The organism is Caulobacter sp. DMC95, assembly GCF_056313785.1.
The window spans coordinates 453,835-470,775 of the sequence record NZ_JBQUZP010000001.1 but is presented as its reverse complement, the minus strand read 5'-3'; the positions used below and the strand labels follow the sequence as shown (position 1 = coordinate 470,775).

Sequence of the window (16,941 nt, the reverse complement as noted above, 5' to 3'; positions counted from 1 at the left end):
TTGGATGCTAGACCTTAACGGTGGCCCAAGGACCGCTGATCGCCAGGGTGATGCCGGGCGATTGAACATTGACGAACAGCGTGGTTCCATCCGGCGAGAAGCATGCGCCGGCGAATTCGGAATTGCCGGCGAAGACGTTGCGCCCGAGGGTGTAGACCTTTCCGCTGGGCGTCACGCCGCGCAGGTGGTTGCGTAGGGTGTCCGAATAACGATCCTCGCAGATGATCAGGTGGCCCCAGGGGGCCACCGTAAGATTGTCGGCGTAGTCCAGCACGCGGTCGTTCTGACTTTCGACGAACAGTTGCAGCTTGCCCGGCTGATCGTTCTCGCCGACCTGGCCCTCCGCAGGCGAGGGAACATAGCGGAAGATCTGCCCCGAGCCGGCTGCGCCGCCGGCCGTCGCCGTAAAGTAGACCTCGCCCGCGCCGAAGTGGACGCCTTCGCCTCGCGAGAAGATCGCCGCGCCCGCCCGATGACCTCGACGTCGCAGATCGTCATAGGGGTTGTCTACGCCATCGAGATCGATCCAGCGGACCGCCTTCCAGCCATTGATGGGGAAGCTCTTATCCTCCTGGTTCCGCGTATCGCCGCCTTCCTGTGCGTCGACGAGGCCAAGAGCCTGGAGGCGACCGCCGGCTGCGAGGTTGCGACGGTCATTCGGGAGGAAGCGATAGAACAGCCCGTCGGCGACGTCCTCGGTAAGGTAGACGACGCCGGTACGCGGATCGATGCAGGCCGCCTCGTGCTTGAAGCGCCCCAGCCCCTTCAGCGCAACCGGCTCAACCAGCCCTATGTGCGTGGACGGCACCTCAAAGACATAGCCGTGATCCTTGCCGACCTCGAGGCCAGCTTCCAGGGTCGTCTCTTCGCAGGTCAGCCATGAACCCCAAGGGGTGACGCCGCCGGCGCAGTTCACGATGGTTCCGGCCAGGCTCATGTGCTGGCGCTCAGTCTGGCCGGTCTTGAGATTGTAGAGCTGCGTGGTCGTGCCGCCGGGCAGGGGGACTTCCCCATTCTGGAAATCCCAGACGCGGTTTCGGTCGATGCGATCAATGAGGCGCTGCGAGAGGCCGAATGGGCCGTCATGTATGTCGCTGACGGACAGCTCGTGATTGCGGACGAGCAGAACCTTGTCTTCACCCGCAGCGAAGCAGCCCATGCCATCGAACTTTCCGGGGACCAGAAGGCCGTCGTTCATGGTCTCGCCTGCCTGGGCGATCACGCGATAGCGGAAGCCCTGCGGCAGATCGAGCAGGCCCTTGGGGTCCGCGATCAGATCGCCGTAGCCCTCGACCTCGTTCAAATAGGTTTCGGCCTCCAGGGCCTCATCCTGCGCTCGGACGGAAAAGCCGCTGAACGCCAGGCTGGTGGCGGCGGCTCCCAGGAAGCTTCTGCGTGAAAAGGCCATGGTCGAGGTCCGTGGGGCTGTTGATGGCATGCCTATGCCCAAGGTTCGTGACGGTTCGAACACAGTAGTGCGGTATTATGATACCTCTTAACATAAGGCACTGTAATTATTGACTATTGTAAGTTTTTGGCTGTGCAGTTGTTGACAGCGCCCGGCGCCTCCCGTACATGCCGCGCCTCACACGGACGAAACCGGTTTTCTCGGGTTCGGACGCCCAGAAATTACGGATCAATCCCATGCAGAAGATCACGGCTTCCTTGAAGCCAGCCGAGGTCGAGAAGAAGTGGATCGTGGTCGACGCCGAGAACGCCGTTGTCGGCCGTCTGGCGACGTTCATCGCCATGCGTCTTCGCGGCAAGCATCGTCCTGACTACACCCCGCACGTCGACTGCGGCGACTTCGTCGTCGTCATCAACGCCGACAAGGTGAAGTTCACCGGCAAGAAGATGGACGACAAGGTCTACTACCGTCACACCGGTCACCCGGGCGGCATCAAGGAAACCACCCCGCGCAAGGTGCTGGGCGGCAAGTTCCCGGAACGCGTCCTGGAAAAGGCCGTTGAGCGCATGCTGCCCAAGGAGAGCCCGCTGGCTCGCAAGCAGCTGACCCACCTGCTCATCTACAACAACGGTGAGCACCCGCACCAAGCGCAAAACCCCGAAGTCGTCGACTTCGCCGGTCGCAACGCCAAGAACATCCGGAGCCTGTAAGCTATGACCGACGCTCAAGGCTTTGACGCGCTGGCCAGCCTGTCCAGCAACCCGGAAGCTGCCGCTCCGGCCGAACCCAAGATCGACGCCCAAGGCCGCGCCTACGCGACCGGCAAGCGCAAGAACGCCATCGCGCGCGTCTGGATCAAGCCGGGCAAGGGCTCGATCACGATCAACGGTCGTGACCAGGAAGTCTACTTCGCCCGTCCGGTGCTGCGCATGATGATCGCCCAGCCGCTGGAAGTGACCGATCGTCTGGGTCAGTTCGACGTCGTCGTGACCGTGGAAGGCTCGGGCCTGTCGGGTCAGGCCGGCGCCATCCGTCACGGCCTGTCCAAGGCTCTGACCTACTACGAGCCTGGCCTGCGCCCGGTCCTGAAGCCGCACGGCTTCCTGACCCGCGACAGCCGCGTCGTCGAGCGTAAGAAGTACGGCAAGGCCAAGGCCCGCCGCAGCTTCCAGTTCTCGAAGCGCTAATCGCGACGATTACGTCTACGGGAAAGGGCGCTTCGGTTCGGCCGAAGCGCCCTTTTTCTTGTCCTGTCTCTTGTTCGGATTGGAGTCCGCCATGGCGAACGCTCCCAAGGTCTTCATCGACGGCGAAGCTGGCACCACGGGCCTGCAGATTCGTGAGCGCTTGGTTGGCCGTACCGATCTGCAGCTGATCTCGATCGATCCGGACAAGCGCAAAGACGCCGAGGCGCGCGCTGCGATGCTCAACGATGCGGACGCGGTGATCCTGTGTCTGCCCGACGACGCCGCGAAAGAAGCCGTGTCGCTGGTCAGCAACCCGAACACGGTGATCATCGACGCCTCGACCGCCTATCGTACGGCGGAAGGCTGGGCCTACGGCTTTCCGGAGCTGGACAAGGAGCAGCGTGGCAAGATCGCTGCAGCGAAGCGGATCTCGAACCCGGGCTGCTATCCGACCGGCGCGATCGCCCTGACGCGCCCACTGGTCAGCGCCGGCATCCTGCCGCCTGAACTGCCGGTCTCGTACAATGCTGTCTCGGGTTACAGCGGCGGCGGCAAGGCGATGATCGCCGAGTTCGAGGACGACAGCGCGGCCAACTTCACCAAGGTCCCTTTCCGGATCTATGGGCTTTCCCAGGCTCACAAGCACGTTCCTGAAATTCAGAAGCACGGCGGTTTGTTGACCCGCCCCTTTTTCGCCCCAGCGGTTGGGCGTTACATGCAGGGCATGCTTGTCGAGATGCCCCTGCATTTCGTCACGCTTCACGGCACGCCGTCGCTGCGTGCGATCCACGAAGCGCTGGCGGATCACTACGCCGGTGAGCGGTTCGTCGAAGTCGCCTCTCTGGACGAGGCCAAATCTGTGACGACGCTCGATCCGGAAGGCCTGAATGGGACCAACCGGCTCAAGCTGTTCGTGTTCGGTTCGGGCACCAGCGGTCAGGCTCGCCTGGTGGCCTTGCTCGACAATCTGGGTAAAGGGGCGTCCGGCGCGGCGGTTCAGAACCTGAATATCGCGCTGGGGCTGGATGAGGCCGCCGGGCTTTAGATACGCGCCTCAGACCCGCCAGCGGTAGTGGCCGGCGGGCTTGTGGAGCTTGAAGCGCCACAGCGGCTCCTCCTTGACGCCGTCGCCGATATTGTGCGCGACGCGAACGGGTTCAGCGCTGACCGCCACGCCGAGATGGGGGCGGCCGCCCGCCAGCCGCCAGGTCAGGATATCGCCGGGCGCGACATTGTCGAACGCGTCGCCGCCGAGAAGACGCGAGCCGGGGAGGGGGAGTCTGGCCTTCTGCCGCGCAAGGAACACCTCGAGGTTCAGAACCCGCCTATGATCGATATTGGCGTCGGGCGCGGCTAAGCCCCACTCTCGGCGGGACGGATAGGCGTCGAACGCCGCTTTCATATCTTCATGAATTCGCTGCTGCAGGTCGATGTCCCAAGCGTCGCGCGCCGCGCGGATCAAAACATCAGAGCAAACGCCGCTGGTTCTAAGCACATCGCCATTCGGGTAACCGATCGAGCGATAGCTGGCGTCGTAGGTGAGGGTGACGCCGATCTGCGCCCGGGCGGCGGCTGCCAACTTTCGCCCTGCATCCGGAATGAGGGCGTGACCGATGTCCGCACGCGCCAACAGGGGCGTTGCGGCGAACATTCCCAAGACTGTCCGGCGATTGAACGTGAGCATGCGCGGAAGCTTGGCCACGATCCTGGCGACTTTTGGGCGAACGGGGTTCGCTTTTTGGCCGTGGCGAGGTTGTCCCTCGATAGCCGCTACGGTTGTGACTTTACGAGCACAAACGAGCCCGGTGCTTCCTCCAGCGGTTTCAGCTTGCCCTTGGCCGGATCGCGGGCCGGAACCTGCTCGCCCGAGCGCGCTTTCAGCCACTTCGACCAGTGCGGCCACCAGGATCCGGGATGCTCCTGCGCGCCTGCGATCCATTGTGCGACATCGGTAGGCAGCTGGTCATTGGTCCAGTGCTGGTACTTCCGGGCGTCGGGGTGGTTGATCACCCCGGCGATATGGCCAGAGCCCGCCATCGTGAAGGTCACCGGGCCGCCGAAGGCCTTGGCCCCGCGATAGACGCTGCGGTACGGGGCGATGTGGTCGTCTTTCGAGGACTGCACATAGATCGGGATCTTGACCTTAGAAAGGTCCAGCCGCTCGCCACCCAGGCTCAGCTTGCCGGTTGTCAGGGCGTTGTCCTTATAGAAATTGCGCAGATAGAACAGATGCAGGGCTTTGGGCATGCGCGTCTGGTCGGCGTTCCAGAACAGCAGGTCGAACGGCCGCGGCTCTTTGCCCATCAGGTAGTTGCTGACGAAGAACGACCAGATCAGGTCGTTGCCACGCAGGGCGTTGAAGGTGTCCGCCATGGACTGACTGGGCAGGAAGCCGCCCGCCTGATCCATCTGCTGCTCGATCGACTGCAGCCATTCCTCGTTGGTGAACAGCAGCAGGTCGCCGGCCTCGGCGAAGTCCTGTTGAGCGGCGAAGAAGGTGGCGGAGTTGATCCGCTTGTCGCCCCGCGCGGCCATGTGCGCCAGAGCGACCGAGAGCAGGGTTCCGCCGATGCAGTACCCGACCGTGTTGACGCGATCGACGCCGCACTGGGTCATGACTTGTTGTGCGGCGTCGTAGATGCCCTCGAACATGTAGTCTTCGAAGGTCTTGTCCGCGAGCTTCTGGTCCGGATTGACCCAAGACGCCACGAAAACCGTGAAGCCTTGGCCGGTCAGCCAGCGGATCATCGAGTTCTCGGGCCGCAGATCCATGATGTAGAACTTGTTGATCCACGGCGGGAAGATCAGCAGGGGTATCTCGCAGACGGTCTCCGTGATTGGGTCGAACTGCAGCAACTGCAGGATGTCGTTCTGATAGACGACCTTGCCGGGCGCAGTCGCCACGTTCTCGCCGACCTTGAACTTGGCCAGGTCCGTCTGGCTGATCGCCAACTGGCCGCCCCCACGCTCGAGATCGGCCGCGAAGTTTTCCATGCCGCGCACCAGGCTCTGCCCTTGCGTCTGGACGACTTCGCGAAGTGCGGCGGGGTTCGAGATCAGGAAGTTTGACGGCGAGAATGCGTCGGTCAGCATCTTGGTGAAAAACTCGACCCGACGCTTGGTGGCGGGGTCGACCCCGTCCACCTCGGCGATCAGGCCGTTCAGCCAGTTCGACGACAGCAGATAGGACTGCTTCATGAGGTCGAACATCGGGTTCGACGCCCAGTCGGGGTCGTTGAACCGCTTGTCGCCTGCGGCCGGGGCGACCACAGGCGCGACGTCTTCGCCAGCGGCGCGACGCGCTGCGGTCTGCCACAGCTCCATGTACTGGCCAAAGAGGTCAGCCTGAGCTCGCATCAACCGATCGGGTTGCGCCGCAAGCCGCGTCATCACCTCGTTTAGGGCTGGGGCCACGTGGAAGGGATCGGGCGTCAGGGCGGCGGGACGGTCTGCTTGGCGCAGCGCCGCCTCGGCGATCGCGCCCTGAGCGGTGACGGCCGCGCGCGCAAGATTCGCTGACAGGGTCTCAACCATCTTCAGCTGGTCTGGCGACAGCATAGACTCAAACGGTGGGAAGGCCGCTGCTTCCGCTTCTGGCGGCGGCGGCGGCGCAGCGCGCGGCGAATCGCCTTGGGGCGGAGTTTGGGCGGCTTCAGGCTTGGCCTTTGACTTGGCCGCCTTGGCGGCGGCTTTAGGTTTTGCGGCCACCTTGTCGGTCTTGACGGCCTCATCGGCCTTGAGCGCGGCCTTCTTTCGAGGCTTGGGGGCGGCCTTCGCCGTGGCCATGAGGTTTCCTCCGCGAGTCCAAAGCCGGGTTGAGAAAAGCGCTGGACGCCTTTCGCTCGCCGCGATCATCGCATAAGACCAGAAACAAGATGAACGGCGAAACCCGCAAAATCGTACGCATTGGTTTGATCCTCGGCTTCGCGGCCGGAGTGACCGCGTGCGCCAGCCCGTTCTCATCTGGTCAGGTCGACCCGAGTTCTCCGGTCGCGGCGGCCGCGACAGCGGCAGCCAAGGTCAAAGGGCCCCGCCGGAAGTTCGCTGACATCCCCGCTATTCCGACGGACGTGCCAACGGATGATCAGATTCGAGCCAATGTCGTGCAGCAGCAAGCCGCAGGCGCGGCGCTGAACAAGGCGACCGCGCCGAACACGTGGGAGCTCAAGGACTCCGAGTCGTACGCCGCCAGGGCGCGCCGGGACGCTAACCCGCCCGCGCTCGCCGCGCCGACCGAGGCCGACCGCGCAAACACCGAAGCCTTCGCCCGCGCAGCCCGCGGCCGAGCTAGCGCGCCTCCGTCCCAGCCCCAATAGGGCGACGGAGGCATAATCTTCCTTCAGCTGGCTTGGCTTGGCCCCGCTTGGGGTCTATCCATGCCCGACTTTCGCTCCCAAAGCGCCGGAGCGGCGCATAGAGCCCTCATGAGCACCGATTTCCACCGTATCCGTCGCCTACCGCCCTACGTCTTCGAGGAGGTCAACAAGATCAAGGCCCGCCTTCGCGCCGAAGGCACTGACATTATCGACTTCGGCATGGGTAATCCCGACATGCCGACACCACAGCACATCGTGGACAAGCTGATCGAGACCGCGCGCGACCCCAAGGCCGGTCGCTACTCCGCCTCGAAGGGCGTGCCGGGCCTGCGCAAGGCGATGGCCAACTATTATGGCCGCCGGTTTGGCGTGAAGTTGAACCCCGACACTGAGGTCATCGCCACGCTGGGCTCCAAGGAAGGCTTCGCCAACCTCGCCCAAGCGCTGACGGGGCCGGGCGATGTCATCATCTGCCCGAACCCGGCCTATCCGATCCACGCCTTCGGTTTCATCATGGCGGGCGGCATCATCCGCCACGTGCCCGCGCTGTCGCCGGAGGAGTACCTCTCCAACATCAGCCGCGCGGTGAAGCACTCGGTGCCGCCGCCCAGCGTGCTGATCCTGTCCTATCCGTCGAATCCGACGGCCCAGTGGGTGGATCTCGACTTCTACAAGGACGCCGTCGCCCTGGCGAAGAAGCACGATCTGCTGGTCATCAGCGACGTCGCCTACGGTGAGATCTATTTCGACAACAACCCGCCGCCGTCGATCCTGCAGGTGGACGGGGCCAAGGACATCGCCGTCGAGGTCAACTCGCTGTCCAAGACCTACGCCATGGCCGGCTGGCGCGTGGGCATGGTGGTTGGCAACGCCCGCATCTGCGCGGCGTTGGCGCGCGTTAAGTCGTATCTCGACTACGGCGCCTATACGCCCGTGCAGGTGGCCGCCGCGACGGCCCTGAACGGGCCTCAGGACTGCGTCGATGAGATCCGGGGCATCTACAAGAGCCGCCGCGACACGCTGATCAAGTCGATGAAGGCCGCAGGGTGGGATATCCCCAATCCGCCGGCCTCGATGTTCGCCTGGGCCAAAATCCCGGAAGCTTATCGCGAGGCGGGCTCGATGCTGTTCTCGCGGTTGCTGATCGAGGAGGCCGGCGTCGCCGTCGCTCCGGGTATCGGCTTTGGCGAGTATGGCGAGGGCTATGTGCGGATCGGTCTGGTCGAGAACGAGCACCGGATCCGTCAGGCCGCGCGCAACGTGAAGAAATTCATCGCCAACGCCGACTCCATTCTGGCCAAGGCCCACAACAAGATGGAACAGGCCTAACAAGGCTGCGTCGGACGGCGTAACGAGGATTCGAAGATGACGAACAAGACCTGGCGCATCGGTGTCGCCGGCCTGGGCACGGTCGGCGGCGGTCTCCTGCAGTTTCTGGCGGAGCGTCCCGGATTCGCGCCGGCCGGTGACCAGGCGGTCGTGACGGCGGTGTCCGCCCGATCGAAGTCGCGGCCGCGCACGGTCGACATTTCGAATCTCGTCTGGTTCGATGATCCCGTGGCCCTGGCCGCCTCGCCGGAGATCGACATCTTCGTCGAGTTGGTCGGCGGCTCGGATGGCCCTGCCAAGGCCGCCGTTGAGACCGCCCTTAAGGCGGGCAAGCCGGTGGTCACGGCCAACAAGGCCCTGATCGCCGAGCACGGTTCCGAACTCGCCGCCCTGGCGGAGGCCACCAACACGCCGCTGCTTTTCGAGGCGGCGGTGATGGGCGGCGTTCCGGCCGTAAAGATGATGCGCGAAGCCCTGGTGGGCGACGACATCATCTCGGTCGCCGGCATCCTCAACGGCACCTGCAACTTCATCCTGTCGGAGATGGAGAAGACGGGCCGCTCATTCGCCGACGTGCTGCGCGAAGCTCAGGGCCTTGGCTACGCCGAGGCTGATCCGACGATGGACGTCGGCGGTTTCGACGCCGGCCACAAGGCTAGCATCTTGGCCGCGCTGGCGTTCGGCTGCGCGCCGAACTTCGCCGCCGCCGAGATTGAAGGCATCAGCGAGGTCGATCTGCTCGACATCAAGCTGGCCAAGGACCTGGGCTACCGGATCAAGCTGATCGCCGGGGCGGCCAAGTCCGACGACGGCGTCGCGGTGAAGGTTCATCCTTCGCTGGTGCCGCTGGACCATCCGCTGGCCCAGGCCGGCGGCGCGCTCAACGCCTTGTTCATCGAGGGCAAGCGGATCGGGCGGATTTTCGTGCAAGGCCCTGGCGCGGGCGCGGGCCCGACGGCGGCGGCTGTTGCGGCCGACATCGCCGACGTGATGACCAAGGCCGTGCGTCCGGTGTTCCAGGTGCCTGCTGGCGACCTAAAGCCGTTCGTCTCGATCGATCCGTCCAAGGCGGTCGGCAAGGCCTATCTACGCGTGATGGTCCAGGACCAGCCCGGCGTGATCGCCGCCATCTCGGAAACCCTGGCCGAGTGCGGCGTATCGATCGACAGCTTCCTGCAAAAGCCCGTGGAAGGTGCGGGTGGCGTTCCGATCGTGCTCGTTACCCATGCGACGCCGGAATCGAACCTCCTGGACGCGATTAGCCGCATCGAAAAGCTGCAGACCGTGCTAGAGCGTCCCCGCCTTCTGCGCGTCGCGCGCATCTAACGACCCGAAAAACTGGGCGACGAGGGCGACATTGGGAACAAGGCCGCCTCGTCCGGGGCGGTCGGGAGAAACGGATGAGTTCGAACACCCTGGACCGTGCTCTGGTCCTGGACGCCGTTCGCGTGACTGAAGCCGCCGCCATCGCCTCGTGGACCATGTTGGGTCGTGGCGACGAGATGGCCGCCGATCAGGCTGCGGTCGACGCGATGCGCAACGCTCTCAACGAACTGGATATCGATGGCGAGATCGTCATCGGCGAAGGTGAGCGCGACGAGGCGCCGATGCTCTACATCGGCGAGAAGGTCGGCACGGGGAAGGGGCCGCGCATCGATATTGCGCTGGATCCGCTGGAAGGCACGACCCTGGCGGCCAAGTCCCAGCCCAACGCGCTGACGGTGATGGCCTGGGCCCCCAAGGGGACGCTGCTCAACGCGCCCGACACTTATATGGACAAGATCGCCTGCGGCCCTGGCCTGCCGGCTGGCGTAATCGACCTGGATCGCTCTCCAGCCGAGAACATTCAGGCGGTCGCAGACGCCAAGGGCGTAGCGCCGTCCGAGATCACCGTGTGTGTTCTCGACCGACCGCGCCATGCTGAAATCATCGCCGGCGTGCGCGCTGCGGGCGCGCGAATCCACCTGATTACTGACGGCGATGTCGCGGGCGTGATTAACACGACGGACCCCTCGACCGGCATCGATCTCTATCTTGGATCTGGCGGCGCCCCCGAGGGCGTGCTGGCCTGCGCGGCGCTGAAGTGCGTTGGCGGTCAGTTCCAGGGGCGTCTGCTGTTTCGCAACGCCGACGAACGCGCCCGGGCTGCGCGCTGGGGCGTCACAGACCTCGACAAGAAGTACGACCTGCATGAGATCGTCCGCGATGAGGCGATTTTCGCCGCGACGGGCGTCACGCGCGGCGGACTGCTGGACGGCGTTGTCTATCGCGATGGCTGCGTTCACACGCACACACTGGTGATGAACTCCTCGACCGGCACCGTCCGCGAGGTCCGCATGAAGCGGAAGGTCTGAAACCTTTGTGTCATGGCCAGCGCCTAGATGGGGCGCTCTGATTTCGGTTTGAGGACGAGAATGACCGCTTTTGTCGACCTGGCCGCCCGGCTCGCGGCCGAGCCGGCGGACGCCGCCCTGAAAGACGTGATTTTAACGCTCGCTGAGACCTGCGCGCGGATCAGCCGCGTCGTGGCCTCCGGCGCGCTGTCGGGCAGCCTGGGCGCGGCGGGCAGCACCAATGTGCAGGACGAAGAGCAGAAGAAGCTCGACGTCATCACCAACGATATGTTGAGCGACGCGCTGAAGGCCTGTGGTCCTGTGGCCGGCCTGGCCTCTGAGGAACTGGAAGAGGTCGAGCCCACGGGCCGCGTCGGCGGTTATCTGGTGACCTTCGATCCGCTGGATGGCTCCAGCAATATCGACGTCAACGTCTCGGTCGGTACGATCTTCTCGGTTCTGCCCGCGCCGGCCGGCCATGCGCCGACTGAAGTTGATTTCCTGCAGCCGGGTCGCAACCAGGTCGCGGCGGGTTACGCGGTCTACGGGCCCCAGACGATGCTGGTGGTGACGCTGTCCAGCGGCGTCAACGGCTTCACGCTGAGCGCCGATGGCCGCTGGCTGTTGACCCACTCCGATCTGGCGATCAAGGCCGATACGGCCGAGTTCGCTATCAATATGTCCAACCAGCGCCACTGGGCGCCGCCGGTGCGCCGCTACATCGACGGCTGCCTGCAGGGCAAGGAAGGCGCGCGGGGCAAGAACTTCAACATGCGCTGGGTGGCCTCGATGGTGGCTGACGTCCACCGGATCATGATGCGCGGCGGGGTCTTCATGTATCCCTGGGATGCGCGTGAGCCGGACAAGCCGGGCAAGCTGCGCCTGATGTACGAGGCAAACCCGATGAGCCTGCTGGTCGAACGGGCGGGCGGCAGGTCGATTGAAGGGCTGACCGAGATCCTGGATATCAAGCCCAGTAAGCTTCACCAACGCGTGCCTGTTGTCCTGGGCTCAGCGAACGAGGTCGAGGTCATCCGCGCGGAGATGCGCGCTGGCTGACCGACGTCCGCCCTTGTCGTGTCGGCGCCGCATGGTTCGAATCCTCGCGACAAGCTAGGCTCGTCCGATGCCCGCCGATGGTGTCACCTCTATTTCCTCCAGCGCTTTCTTGGGCGTTGAACGGTCGCTGAGCGGCCGCAGCTGGCGCGAGCGGCCGGCTGACATGGCGGTTGTCCGTGAAATTCAGCAGCGCCACGGCCTGATCGAGCCGTTGGCCCGGGCGCTGGTGTCGCGGGGCGTGACGCTCGAACATGCCGAGCACTATCTGCGCCCGACCCTCAAGGCGCTGTTTCCGGACCCATCGCTGTTCACCGACATGGACCGGGCGGCCGAGATCCTGATCGACGCCCTGGAGCGCGGGCGACCGACCATGGTTTTCGCCGACTATGACGTCGACGGCGCCACCAGCGCCGCGCAGTTGGTCCGATGGTTCCGCCATATGGGCGTAGAGCTGCCCATCTACATTCCAGACCGCCTGACCGAAGGCTATGGCCCGAGTCCGGCGGCGTTCCGCAAGATCCGTGACAGCGGCGCTGAGCTGGTCGTCACTCTCGACTGTGGCGCGGCGGCTTACGATGCGATCGCCAGCGCTGGAGATATTGGGCTTGAGGTCGTTGTGATCGACCATCACCTGATGCGCGAGGACCCGCCGGCCGCCGCAGCCGTGGTCAACCCGAACCGGCCAGGCTGCCAAAGCGGGCAGGGCGTGTTGGCGGCTGCCGGGGTCACCTTCGTGCTGCTGACGGCGCTGAATCGCGAAGCGCGTAAACGGGGCCTGTTCACCGAGGATCGACCGCAGCCCGATCCTCGCCAGTGGTTGGATCTCGTCGCTCTTGGCGAAGTCTGCGACGTCACCCAGCTGGTCGGCTTCAATCGCGCGCTGACGGCGCTGGGACTGCGCGCCATGGGCAGTTGGGCCAACCCAGGCCTGAAGGCGCTCTTCGATGTCGGCAAAGGCTCGGGTGATCCTTCGGTGTTCACCGCCGGCTTTATACTAGGTCCCCGCATCAACGCGGGGGGGCGGATAGGTCGGTCCGATCTCGGCGCGCGCCTTCTGTCCACTGACGATCCGCTGGAAGCGCGTGCGCTGGCCGAAGAGCTCGACAGTCTCAACACCGAGCGTAAGGCGGTCGAGGCCGCCGTGGTCGAAGAGGCGGCGGCGATGCTGGAGCGCGGCAGCAATTTCAATCCCGACGCGCCAGTGATCGTGGTCGCCGGCGATGATTGGCACCCGGGCGTGATCGGCATTGTCGCCGGCCGTCTGCGCGAACGTTATCGCAAGCCCGTCGTGGTGATCGGGATCGATCGCGCGGCCAATGTCGGCAAGGGATCTGGTCGCTCCCAGCCGGGGGTGAACCTCGGCAAAGCGATTCAGGCGGCCTTCGAGTCGGGCCTCCTCATGGCCGGAGGCGGCCATGCGATGGCCGCCGGGCTGTCGATCCGTCCCGAGATGATTCCTGAGTTGCGCGCCTTTCTGGAAGAGCGGCTGGCGGGCGAAATGGAGGCTGTTGGCGTCGAGGCCGTGGAGGTCGACGCCTTGGTTCAGCCGCGGGCGGCGAATCGTGCGCTGCTGGACGACTTCCAGCGCTTGGCGCCGTTCGGTCCCGGCAACCCCGAACCCTTTTTCGCGTTGACCCAGGTCCGGCCCGACCGCGTCTCTGCGTTGAAGGGCGGGCATGTCCGGATGGACCTGGTTAGTCCGACGGGAGATCGCTTGAAGGCGATCAGCTGGCGGAGCGCCGAGACTCCTCTGGGGCAGCGACTGCTGGCGGGCGGCGGTCCGCTGGATGTGGTCGGCAAGCTCAAGCCCGATGACTATATGGGCCGTAACGGCGTGCAGCTCGAGATCGAGGACGCCCATGATCCGCGAGCGCGTTACGCGGGCTAACTTGCGACCGGACATGAAGCTGAGCGCGGGAAAAGTACGCACTAAAAAAAGTACTTTGGAGCGGGTTGCGCACCCCAAACGGTGCGGCTATACACCCGCTTCCTCGCGGGGCCGTGGTCCCTTCGTCTATCGGTTAGGACGCCAGATTTTCAATCTGGAGAGAGGGGTTCGACTCCCCTAGGGACTGCCACCCGCGAGGCCATATATCGGCTATGTTCCGCTTCGGCGGTGATGTGGTCCCTTCGTCTATCGGTTAGGACGCCAGATTTTCAATCTGGAGAGAGGGGTTCGACTCCCCTAGGGACTGCCATCTTCGGCTGTATTTCAGAATTGTTTCCACATTGTGGCTGCGACGAAATGTCGCGGAGCGTGCTTTCACGCGATTTTCGCGCGATTCCGCCATTGACGGCTCTCCTCACGCGAGAACACTGTTCTTGTAGTGCTTGCTCCGATGGGCTGATTGGGCAAGCCAGAGGGGTGGGATGTCTGGTTACGATTTTGAGGACGCTGCGGCGCACGAGGAGTTCGTGCGCATCTGCGGCAAGGTGAAGTGGTTCGACGCCGGCAAAGGCTATGGGTTCATCGTACCGGATGATCCCGGGCAGACCGGGCTCAAGGACGTGCTTCTGCATGTGACGTCGCTGCGCAATTGCGGGCGCGAGACCGCCATGGAAGGCGCCGTGATCGTGTGCGATGTCGTTCGTCGGCCGAAAGGCTGGCAGGTCAGCGAGGTCGTCAATCTCGACGAGAGCAGCGCGCCGTCGCCTCTGGAGCGTCAGAGGCGCACCTTCGCCGAAAGTCCCGTTCGGCGGGATGGTCTGCGCGACGGCCATGGCCGAGGCGCTCTGGCGCCGGAAGGTCCCGCCGAGCACGCCAAGGTGAAATGGTTCAACCGCACCAAGGGCTATGGCTTCGTCATCCGTGACGCTGAACCCGGCGATATATTCGTGCACATTGAGACGCTCCGACGCGGCGGCCTCGAGGATCTGCAGCCGGGTGATGACGTTCTGGTGCGCTTCGCGCGCGGTCCAAAGGGGCTGGTCGTCGCCGAAATCACCGCCAGCGACGCCTGACTTTCGCCGTTCGCCTCGGGAAGCTAACCTCGGCAGAGGCTGGCTTTCCGTGAGGCGATGCGTGACCGAGTCGATGATCCACAGACGAACCTTCTTGACCGCAGCGGCGCTCGCCGCCAGCGGCGGGTCGGCGTTCGCCGCGAGCAAGCTGGAGACGGTCGAGATCGTCACGAGCCGTGGTCGAACGCGATTTCAGGTCGAGATCGCCGCTACGAAAGCCGAGCAGGAGCGGGGCCTTATGTTCCGCAAGTCGCTCGCGCCGGATCGCGGCATGCTCTTTACCTACAATCGCCCCCAACCGGTCGCCTACTGGATGAAGAACACGCTCATCCCCCTGGATATTCTCTACATCCAGGCCGATGGCCGGGTGCTGTCCATCGCCCGCAACGCCCGCCCGCACGATCTGACCCCGCTGGCGTCGGGCGGTCCGGTGCTGGGGGTGCTGGAAATCGCCGGCGGTCGCGCCGCGCAATTGGGCATCTTGCCGGGTGACCGCGTGCTGCATCGCATCTTTCCGAAGTAAACATGCGCGCGCCTTTGTTGATCCGCGCGCCGAACCCCTGTAGAGCAGCCGCCTGCCGATGTTTCGGAGCGTAGCGCAGCCTGGTAGCGCATCTGTTTTGGGAGCAGAGGGTCGCAGGTTCAAATCCTGCCGCTCCGACCATCGGTAAGGTACTTTGGGAGAGGTCCATGCTGGCCCGCATCTATCGCCCCGCCAAGAACGCCATGCAGTCCGGCAAGGCCAAGACCAAGGACTGGGTGCTGGAGTTCGAACCGGCCAGCGCGCGCAAGCCAGATCCGCTGATGGGATGGACGACCTCCAGCGACATGAACGGGCAGATCCGCCTAACTTTCGAAACGCGCGACGAGGCGATCGCCTACGCCCAGCGCCATGAAATCGCCTTCCAGCTTTTCGAGCCCAAGACTCCAAAGCGCATCCTGAAGGCCTACGCCGACAACTTCGCGGCCAATCGCAAGCAGCCCTGGACCCACTAGGACTGCCGCGTCCCGAGCCGGCGAGCGCGCGCCCTTAGCTCAGTTGGATAGAGCATTCGCCTTCTAAGCGAACGGTCGCAGGTTCGAATCCTGCAGGGCGCGCCAGTTGGGCGCGGGCGAGAATAGATTCAGAAAATCAATAATTTGCCGGATCTTCGTTTTGGCGTCTCGCCTGTTGCGGCGTTGGCTGCGTTGTAGTCGGCGCCAGCGCGGTCGGATCGCGCGCCTTGGCCGTCTCCGGCGACGAGGCCCACCCCGCCAACCTGGGGCGGCTATGTTCCAAGGGCGCGGCGCTAGGCGCGACCGTCTCGCTGGCGGGAAGGCTGCTGGAACCGACAATCCGCGGGCGCGCCGCCAGCTGGTCCGAGGCTACTGCTCTGGTCGCGCGTCGGTTCAAGGAGACTATCGCCCGGCACGGTCCTGACAGCGTGGCTTTCTACGTCTCCGGTCAGCTGCTGACCGAGGACTACTACGTCGCCAACAAGCTGATGAAGGGCTTCATCGGCTCGGGCAATATCGACACCAAAAGCCGTTTTTGCATGGCCTCGGCGGTGGTCGCCCATAAGCAAGCCTTCGGCGCCGACCTCGTCCCGGGCTGCTACGAGGATCTCGACCTGGCGGACCTCGTGGTGTTCAGCGGCCACAACGCCGCCTGCACTCATCCGGTGCTGTTCCGGCGGATGGAGGCGGCCCGGGCGCGGGGCCAGAAGCACGCGGTCATCGACCCGCGCCGCACCGACACCGCCGAGGGGGACGGATCTTCACCTGGCCCTGGCGCCGCAAAGCGATGTGCGGCTGTGGAATGGGTTACTGGCCGATCTGATCCGACGTGGCGTGATCGACGCGGACTTTCTGCGCGACCATGTCGACGGCTATGCGGAGGTGGTCGCGGGCCTCGCCGGGGACGACCAGTCGCCAGCGGCGGGGTTCGCTGTTCATGCCGATGCACTGGACTGACGCTTTCGCCCCGGCGGGGCGCGAAGCCTGGATCCGAGACGACACGCTGGTCGCCGTCCTCTACATGACCGAGGCTGACCGTTTGCCGCCTTGTGACTGGTTGGCCGATCTCTTCGCCGCGCCGTTGACGCCTGAAACGCGCGCAACCTTGCTGCACGGTTTCCCGCCAGGCGCGCCGGTCAACAAGGGGCCGATGGTTTGCGCCTGCCTCAAGGTCGGCGGCAAGGCGATCGAGGCGGCCATCGCCGCCGGAGCCTCTACGATTGACGCGGTCGGCGCCGAAACCGGTGCAGGCACGAACTGCGGCTCCTGTCGCCCCGAGATCAGCCGCATGATCCGCATCTTGGCCGACGCCAAACGGGAGACTGCCGACGTCCTCTAGCGTTCAGCCAGGA

At 64.6% G+C, this 16,941-nt stretch carries 15 protein-coding genes, 4 tRNA genes and 1 pseudogene; 17 read left to right on the top strand and 3 right to left on the bottom strand.

The features are described from left to right. Positions 1–7: 7 nt before the first annotated feature. Positions 8–1,408, bottom strand: a complete 1,401-nt coding sequence (locus ACT53N_RS02260; protein WP_476062354.1) for an alkaline phosphatase PhoX — start codon at positions 1,406–1,408, stop codon at positions 8–10. 236 nt (positions 1,409–1,644) lie between these two features. Between ACT53N_RS02260 and rplM the strand changes: the two genes are divergently transcribed. The 3 genes from rplM (at position 1,645) to argC (ending at position 3,640) form a co-directional block, all read left to right on the top strand. Next, on the top strand, positions 1,645–2,118 hold the full coding sequence (gene rplM / locus ACT53N_RS02255; protein WP_476062353.1) for a 50S ribosomal protein L13: 474 nt from the start codon (positions 1,645–1,647) through the stop codon (positions 2,116–2,118). Positions 2,119–2,121: 3 nt separating this feature from the next. Next, positions 2,122–2,595: a 30S ribosomal protein S9 gene (gene rpsI / locus ACT53N_RS02250; protein WP_004624294.1), complete on the top strand. Its 474-nt coding sequence runs from the start codon at positions 2,122–2,124 to the stop codon at positions 2,593–2,595. A gap of 91 nt (positions 2,596–2,686) precedes the next feature. After that, entirely contained in the window at positions 2,687–3,640 is a 954-nt protein-coding gene (gene argC, locus ACT53N_RS02245; protein WP_476062352.1) for an N-acetyl-gamma-glutamyl-phosphate reductase, read from the top strand. A gap of 9 nt (positions 3,641–3,649) precedes the next feature. Here argC and ACT53N_RS02240 read toward each other — a convergent pair whose 3' ends face one another. Continuing rightward, positions 3,650–4,279, bottom strand: coding sequence for a DUF1287 domain-containing protein (locus ACT53N_RS02240; RefSeq protein ID WP_476062666.1), 630 nt, complete (start codon positions 4,277–4,279; stop codon positions 3,650–3,652). A gap of 86 nt (positions 4,280–4,365) precedes the next feature. Continuing rightward, the gene (locus ACT53N_RS02235; RefSeq protein WP_476062351.1) at positions 4,366–6,381 is read right to left on the bottom strand and encodes a class I poly(R)-hydroxyalkanoic acid synthase; all 2,016 of its coding nucleotides are present in this window, start codon (positions 6,379–6,381) and stop codon (positions 4,366–4,368) included. Positions 6,382–6,470: 89 nt separating this feature from the next. Between ACT53N_RS02235 and ACT53N_RS02230 the strand changes: the two genes are divergently transcribed. From ACT53N_RS02230 to ACT53N_RS02165, 14 genes and pseudogenes are all read left to right on the top strand, one after another. Further along, positions 6,471–6,911 carry a hypothetical protein gene (locus ACT53N_RS02230; protein WP_476062350.1) on the top strand — a complete coding sequence of 147 codons (441 nt, stop codon included), beginning with the start codon at positions 6,471–6,473 and terminating at the stop codon, positions 6,909–6,911. Between the two features lie 108 nt (positions 6,912–7,019). After that, entirely contained in the window at positions 7,020–8,240 is a 1,221-nt protein-coding gene (locus ACT53N_RS02225) for an LL-diaminopimelate aminotransferase (protein WP_010919258.1), read from the top strand. Positions 8,241–8,276: 36 nt separating this feature from the next. Beyond that, positions 8,277–9,566, top strand: coding sequence for a homoserine dehydrogenase (locus ACT53N_RS02220; protein WP_476062349.1), 1,290 nt, complete (start codon positions 8,277–8,279; stop codon positions 9,564–9,566). 74 nt (positions 9,567–9,640) lie between these two features. Beyond that, positions 9,641–10,594, top strand: coding sequence for a class II fructose-bisphosphatase (glpX, locus tag ACT53N_RS02215; RefSeq protein WP_476062348.1), 954 nt, complete (start codon positions 9,641–9,643; stop codon positions 10,592–10,594). 60 nt (positions 10,595–10,654) lie between these two features. Continuing rightward, a complete protein-coding gene (locus ACT53N_RS02210) occupies positions 10,655–11,632 on the top strand; it encodes a class 1 fructose-bisphosphatase (protein ID WP_476062347.1) in 978 nt (325 codons plus the stop codon). A gap of 67 nt (positions 11,633–11,699) precedes the next feature. Next, positions 11,700–13,520, top strand: a complete 1,821-nt coding sequence (recJ, locus tag ACT53N_RS02205; protein ID WP_476062346.1) for a single-stranded-DNA-specific exonuclease RecJ — start codon at positions 11,700–11,702, stop codon at positions 13,518–13,520. 115 nt (positions 13,521–13,635) lie between these two features. Then, positions 13,636–13,710 (top strand) — tRNA-Glu (locus ACT53N_RS02200). A gap of 45 nt (positions 13,711–13,755) precedes the next feature. Further along, positions 13,756–13,830, top strand: a tRNA-Glu gene (locus ACT53N_RS02195). A gap of 172 nt (positions 13,831–14,002) precedes the next feature. Next, a complete protein-coding gene (gene cspD, locus ACT53N_RS02190) occupies positions 14,003–14,593 on the top strand; it encodes a stationary phase survival cold shock domain protein CspD (protein ID WP_476062345.1) in 591 nt (196 codons plus the stop codon). Continuing rightward, positions 14,520–15,116 carry a DUF192 domain-containing protein gene (locus ACT53N_RS02185; RefSeq protein WP_476062665.1) on the top strand — a complete coding sequence of 199 codons (597 nt, stop codon included), beginning with the start codon at positions 14,520–14,522 and terminating at the stop codon, positions 15,114–15,116. The genes cspD and ACT53N_RS02185 overlap by 74 nt, the downstream gene beginning before the upstream one ends. Before the next feature lie 64 nt (positions 15,117–15,180). Beyond that, positions 15,181–15,257 (top strand) — tRNA-Pro (locus tag ACT53N_RS02180). Between the two features lie 26 nt (positions 15,258–15,283). Next, positions 15,284–15,589 (top strand): ETC complex I subunit, encoded by a 306-nt coding sequence (locus ACT53N_RS02175; RefSeq protein WP_476062344.1) that lies wholly within the window; start codon positions 15,284–15,286, stop codon positions 15,587–15,589. Positions 15,590–15,617: 28 nt separating this feature from the next. Then, positions 15,618–15,694, top strand: a tRNA-Arg gene (locus ACT53N_RS02170). Positions 15,695–15,753: 59 nt separating this feature from the next. Further along, positions 15,754–16,928, top strand: a pseudogene (locus tag ACT53N_RS02165) (molybdopterin-dependent oxidoreductase); the annotation flags it as partial. Positions 16,929–16,941: the final 13 nt, after the last annotated feature.

What these genes read in the sequence shown, in the direction of transcription:
- ACT53N_RS02260 (WP_476062354.1), bottom strand. Translation starts at nt 1,408, where the DNA reads ATGGCCTTTTCACGCAGAAGCTTCCTGGGAGCCGCCGCCACCAGCCTG.
- rplM (WP_476062353.1), top strand. Translation starts at nt 1,645, where the DNA reads ATGCAGAAGATCACGGCTTCCTTGAAGCCAGCCGAGGTCGAGAAGAAG.
- rpsI (WP_004624294.1), top strand. Translation starts at nt 2,122, where the DNA reads ATGACCGACGCTCAAGGCTTTGACGCGCTGGCCAGCCTGTCCAGCAAC.
- argC (WP_476062352.1), top strand. Translation starts at nt 2,687, where the DNA reads ATGGCGAACGCTCCCAAGGTCTTCATCGACGGCGAAGCTGGCACCACG.
- ACT53N_RS02240 (WP_476062666.1), bottom strand. Translation starts at nt 4,279, where the DNA reads ATGCTCACGTTCAATCGCCGGACAGTCTTGGGAATGTTCGCCGCAACG.
- ACT53N_RS02235 (WP_476062351.1), bottom strand. Translation starts at nt 6,381, where the DNA reads ATGGCCACGGCGAAGGCCGCCCCCAAGCCTCGAAAGAAGGCCGCGCTC.
- ACT53N_RS02230 (WP_476062350.1), top strand. Translation starts at nt 6,471, where the DNA reads ATGAACGGCGAAACCCGCAAAATCGTACGCATTGGTTTGATCCTCGGC.
- ACT53N_RS02225 (WP_010919258.1), top strand. Translation starts at nt 7,020, where the DNA reads ATGAGCACCGATTTCCACCGTATCCGTCGCCTACCGCCCTACGTCTTC.
- ACT53N_RS02220 (WP_476062349.1), top strand. Translation starts at nt 8,277, where the DNA reads ATGACGAACAAGACCTGGCGCATCGGTGTCGCCGGCCTGGGCACGGTC.
- glpX (WP_476062348.1), top strand. Translation starts at nt 9,641, where the DNA reads ATGAGTTCGAACACCCTGGACCGTGCTCTGGTCCTGGACGCCGTTCGC.
- ACT53N_RS02210 (WP_476062347.1), top strand. Translation starts at nt 10,655, where the DNA reads ATGACCGCTTTTGTCGACCTGGCCGCCCGGCTCGCGGCCGAGCCGGCG.
- recJ (WP_476062346.1), top strand. Translation starts at nt 11,700, where the DNA reads ATGCCCGCCGATGGTGTCACCTCTATTTCCTCCAGCGCTTTCTTGGGC.
- cspD (WP_476062345.1), top strand. Translation starts at nt 14,003, where the DNA reads ATGTCTGGTTACGATTTTGAGGACGCTGCGGCGCACGAGGAGTTCGTG.
- ACT53N_RS02185 (WP_476062665.1), top strand. Translation starts at nt 14,520, where the DNA reads ATGACGTTCTGGTGCGCTTCGCGCGCGGTCCAAAGGGGCTGGTCGTCG.
- ACT53N_RS02175 (WP_476062344.1), top strand. Translation starts at nt 15,284, where the DNA reads ATGCTGGCCCGCATCTATCGCCCCGCCAAGAACGCCATGCAGTCCGGC.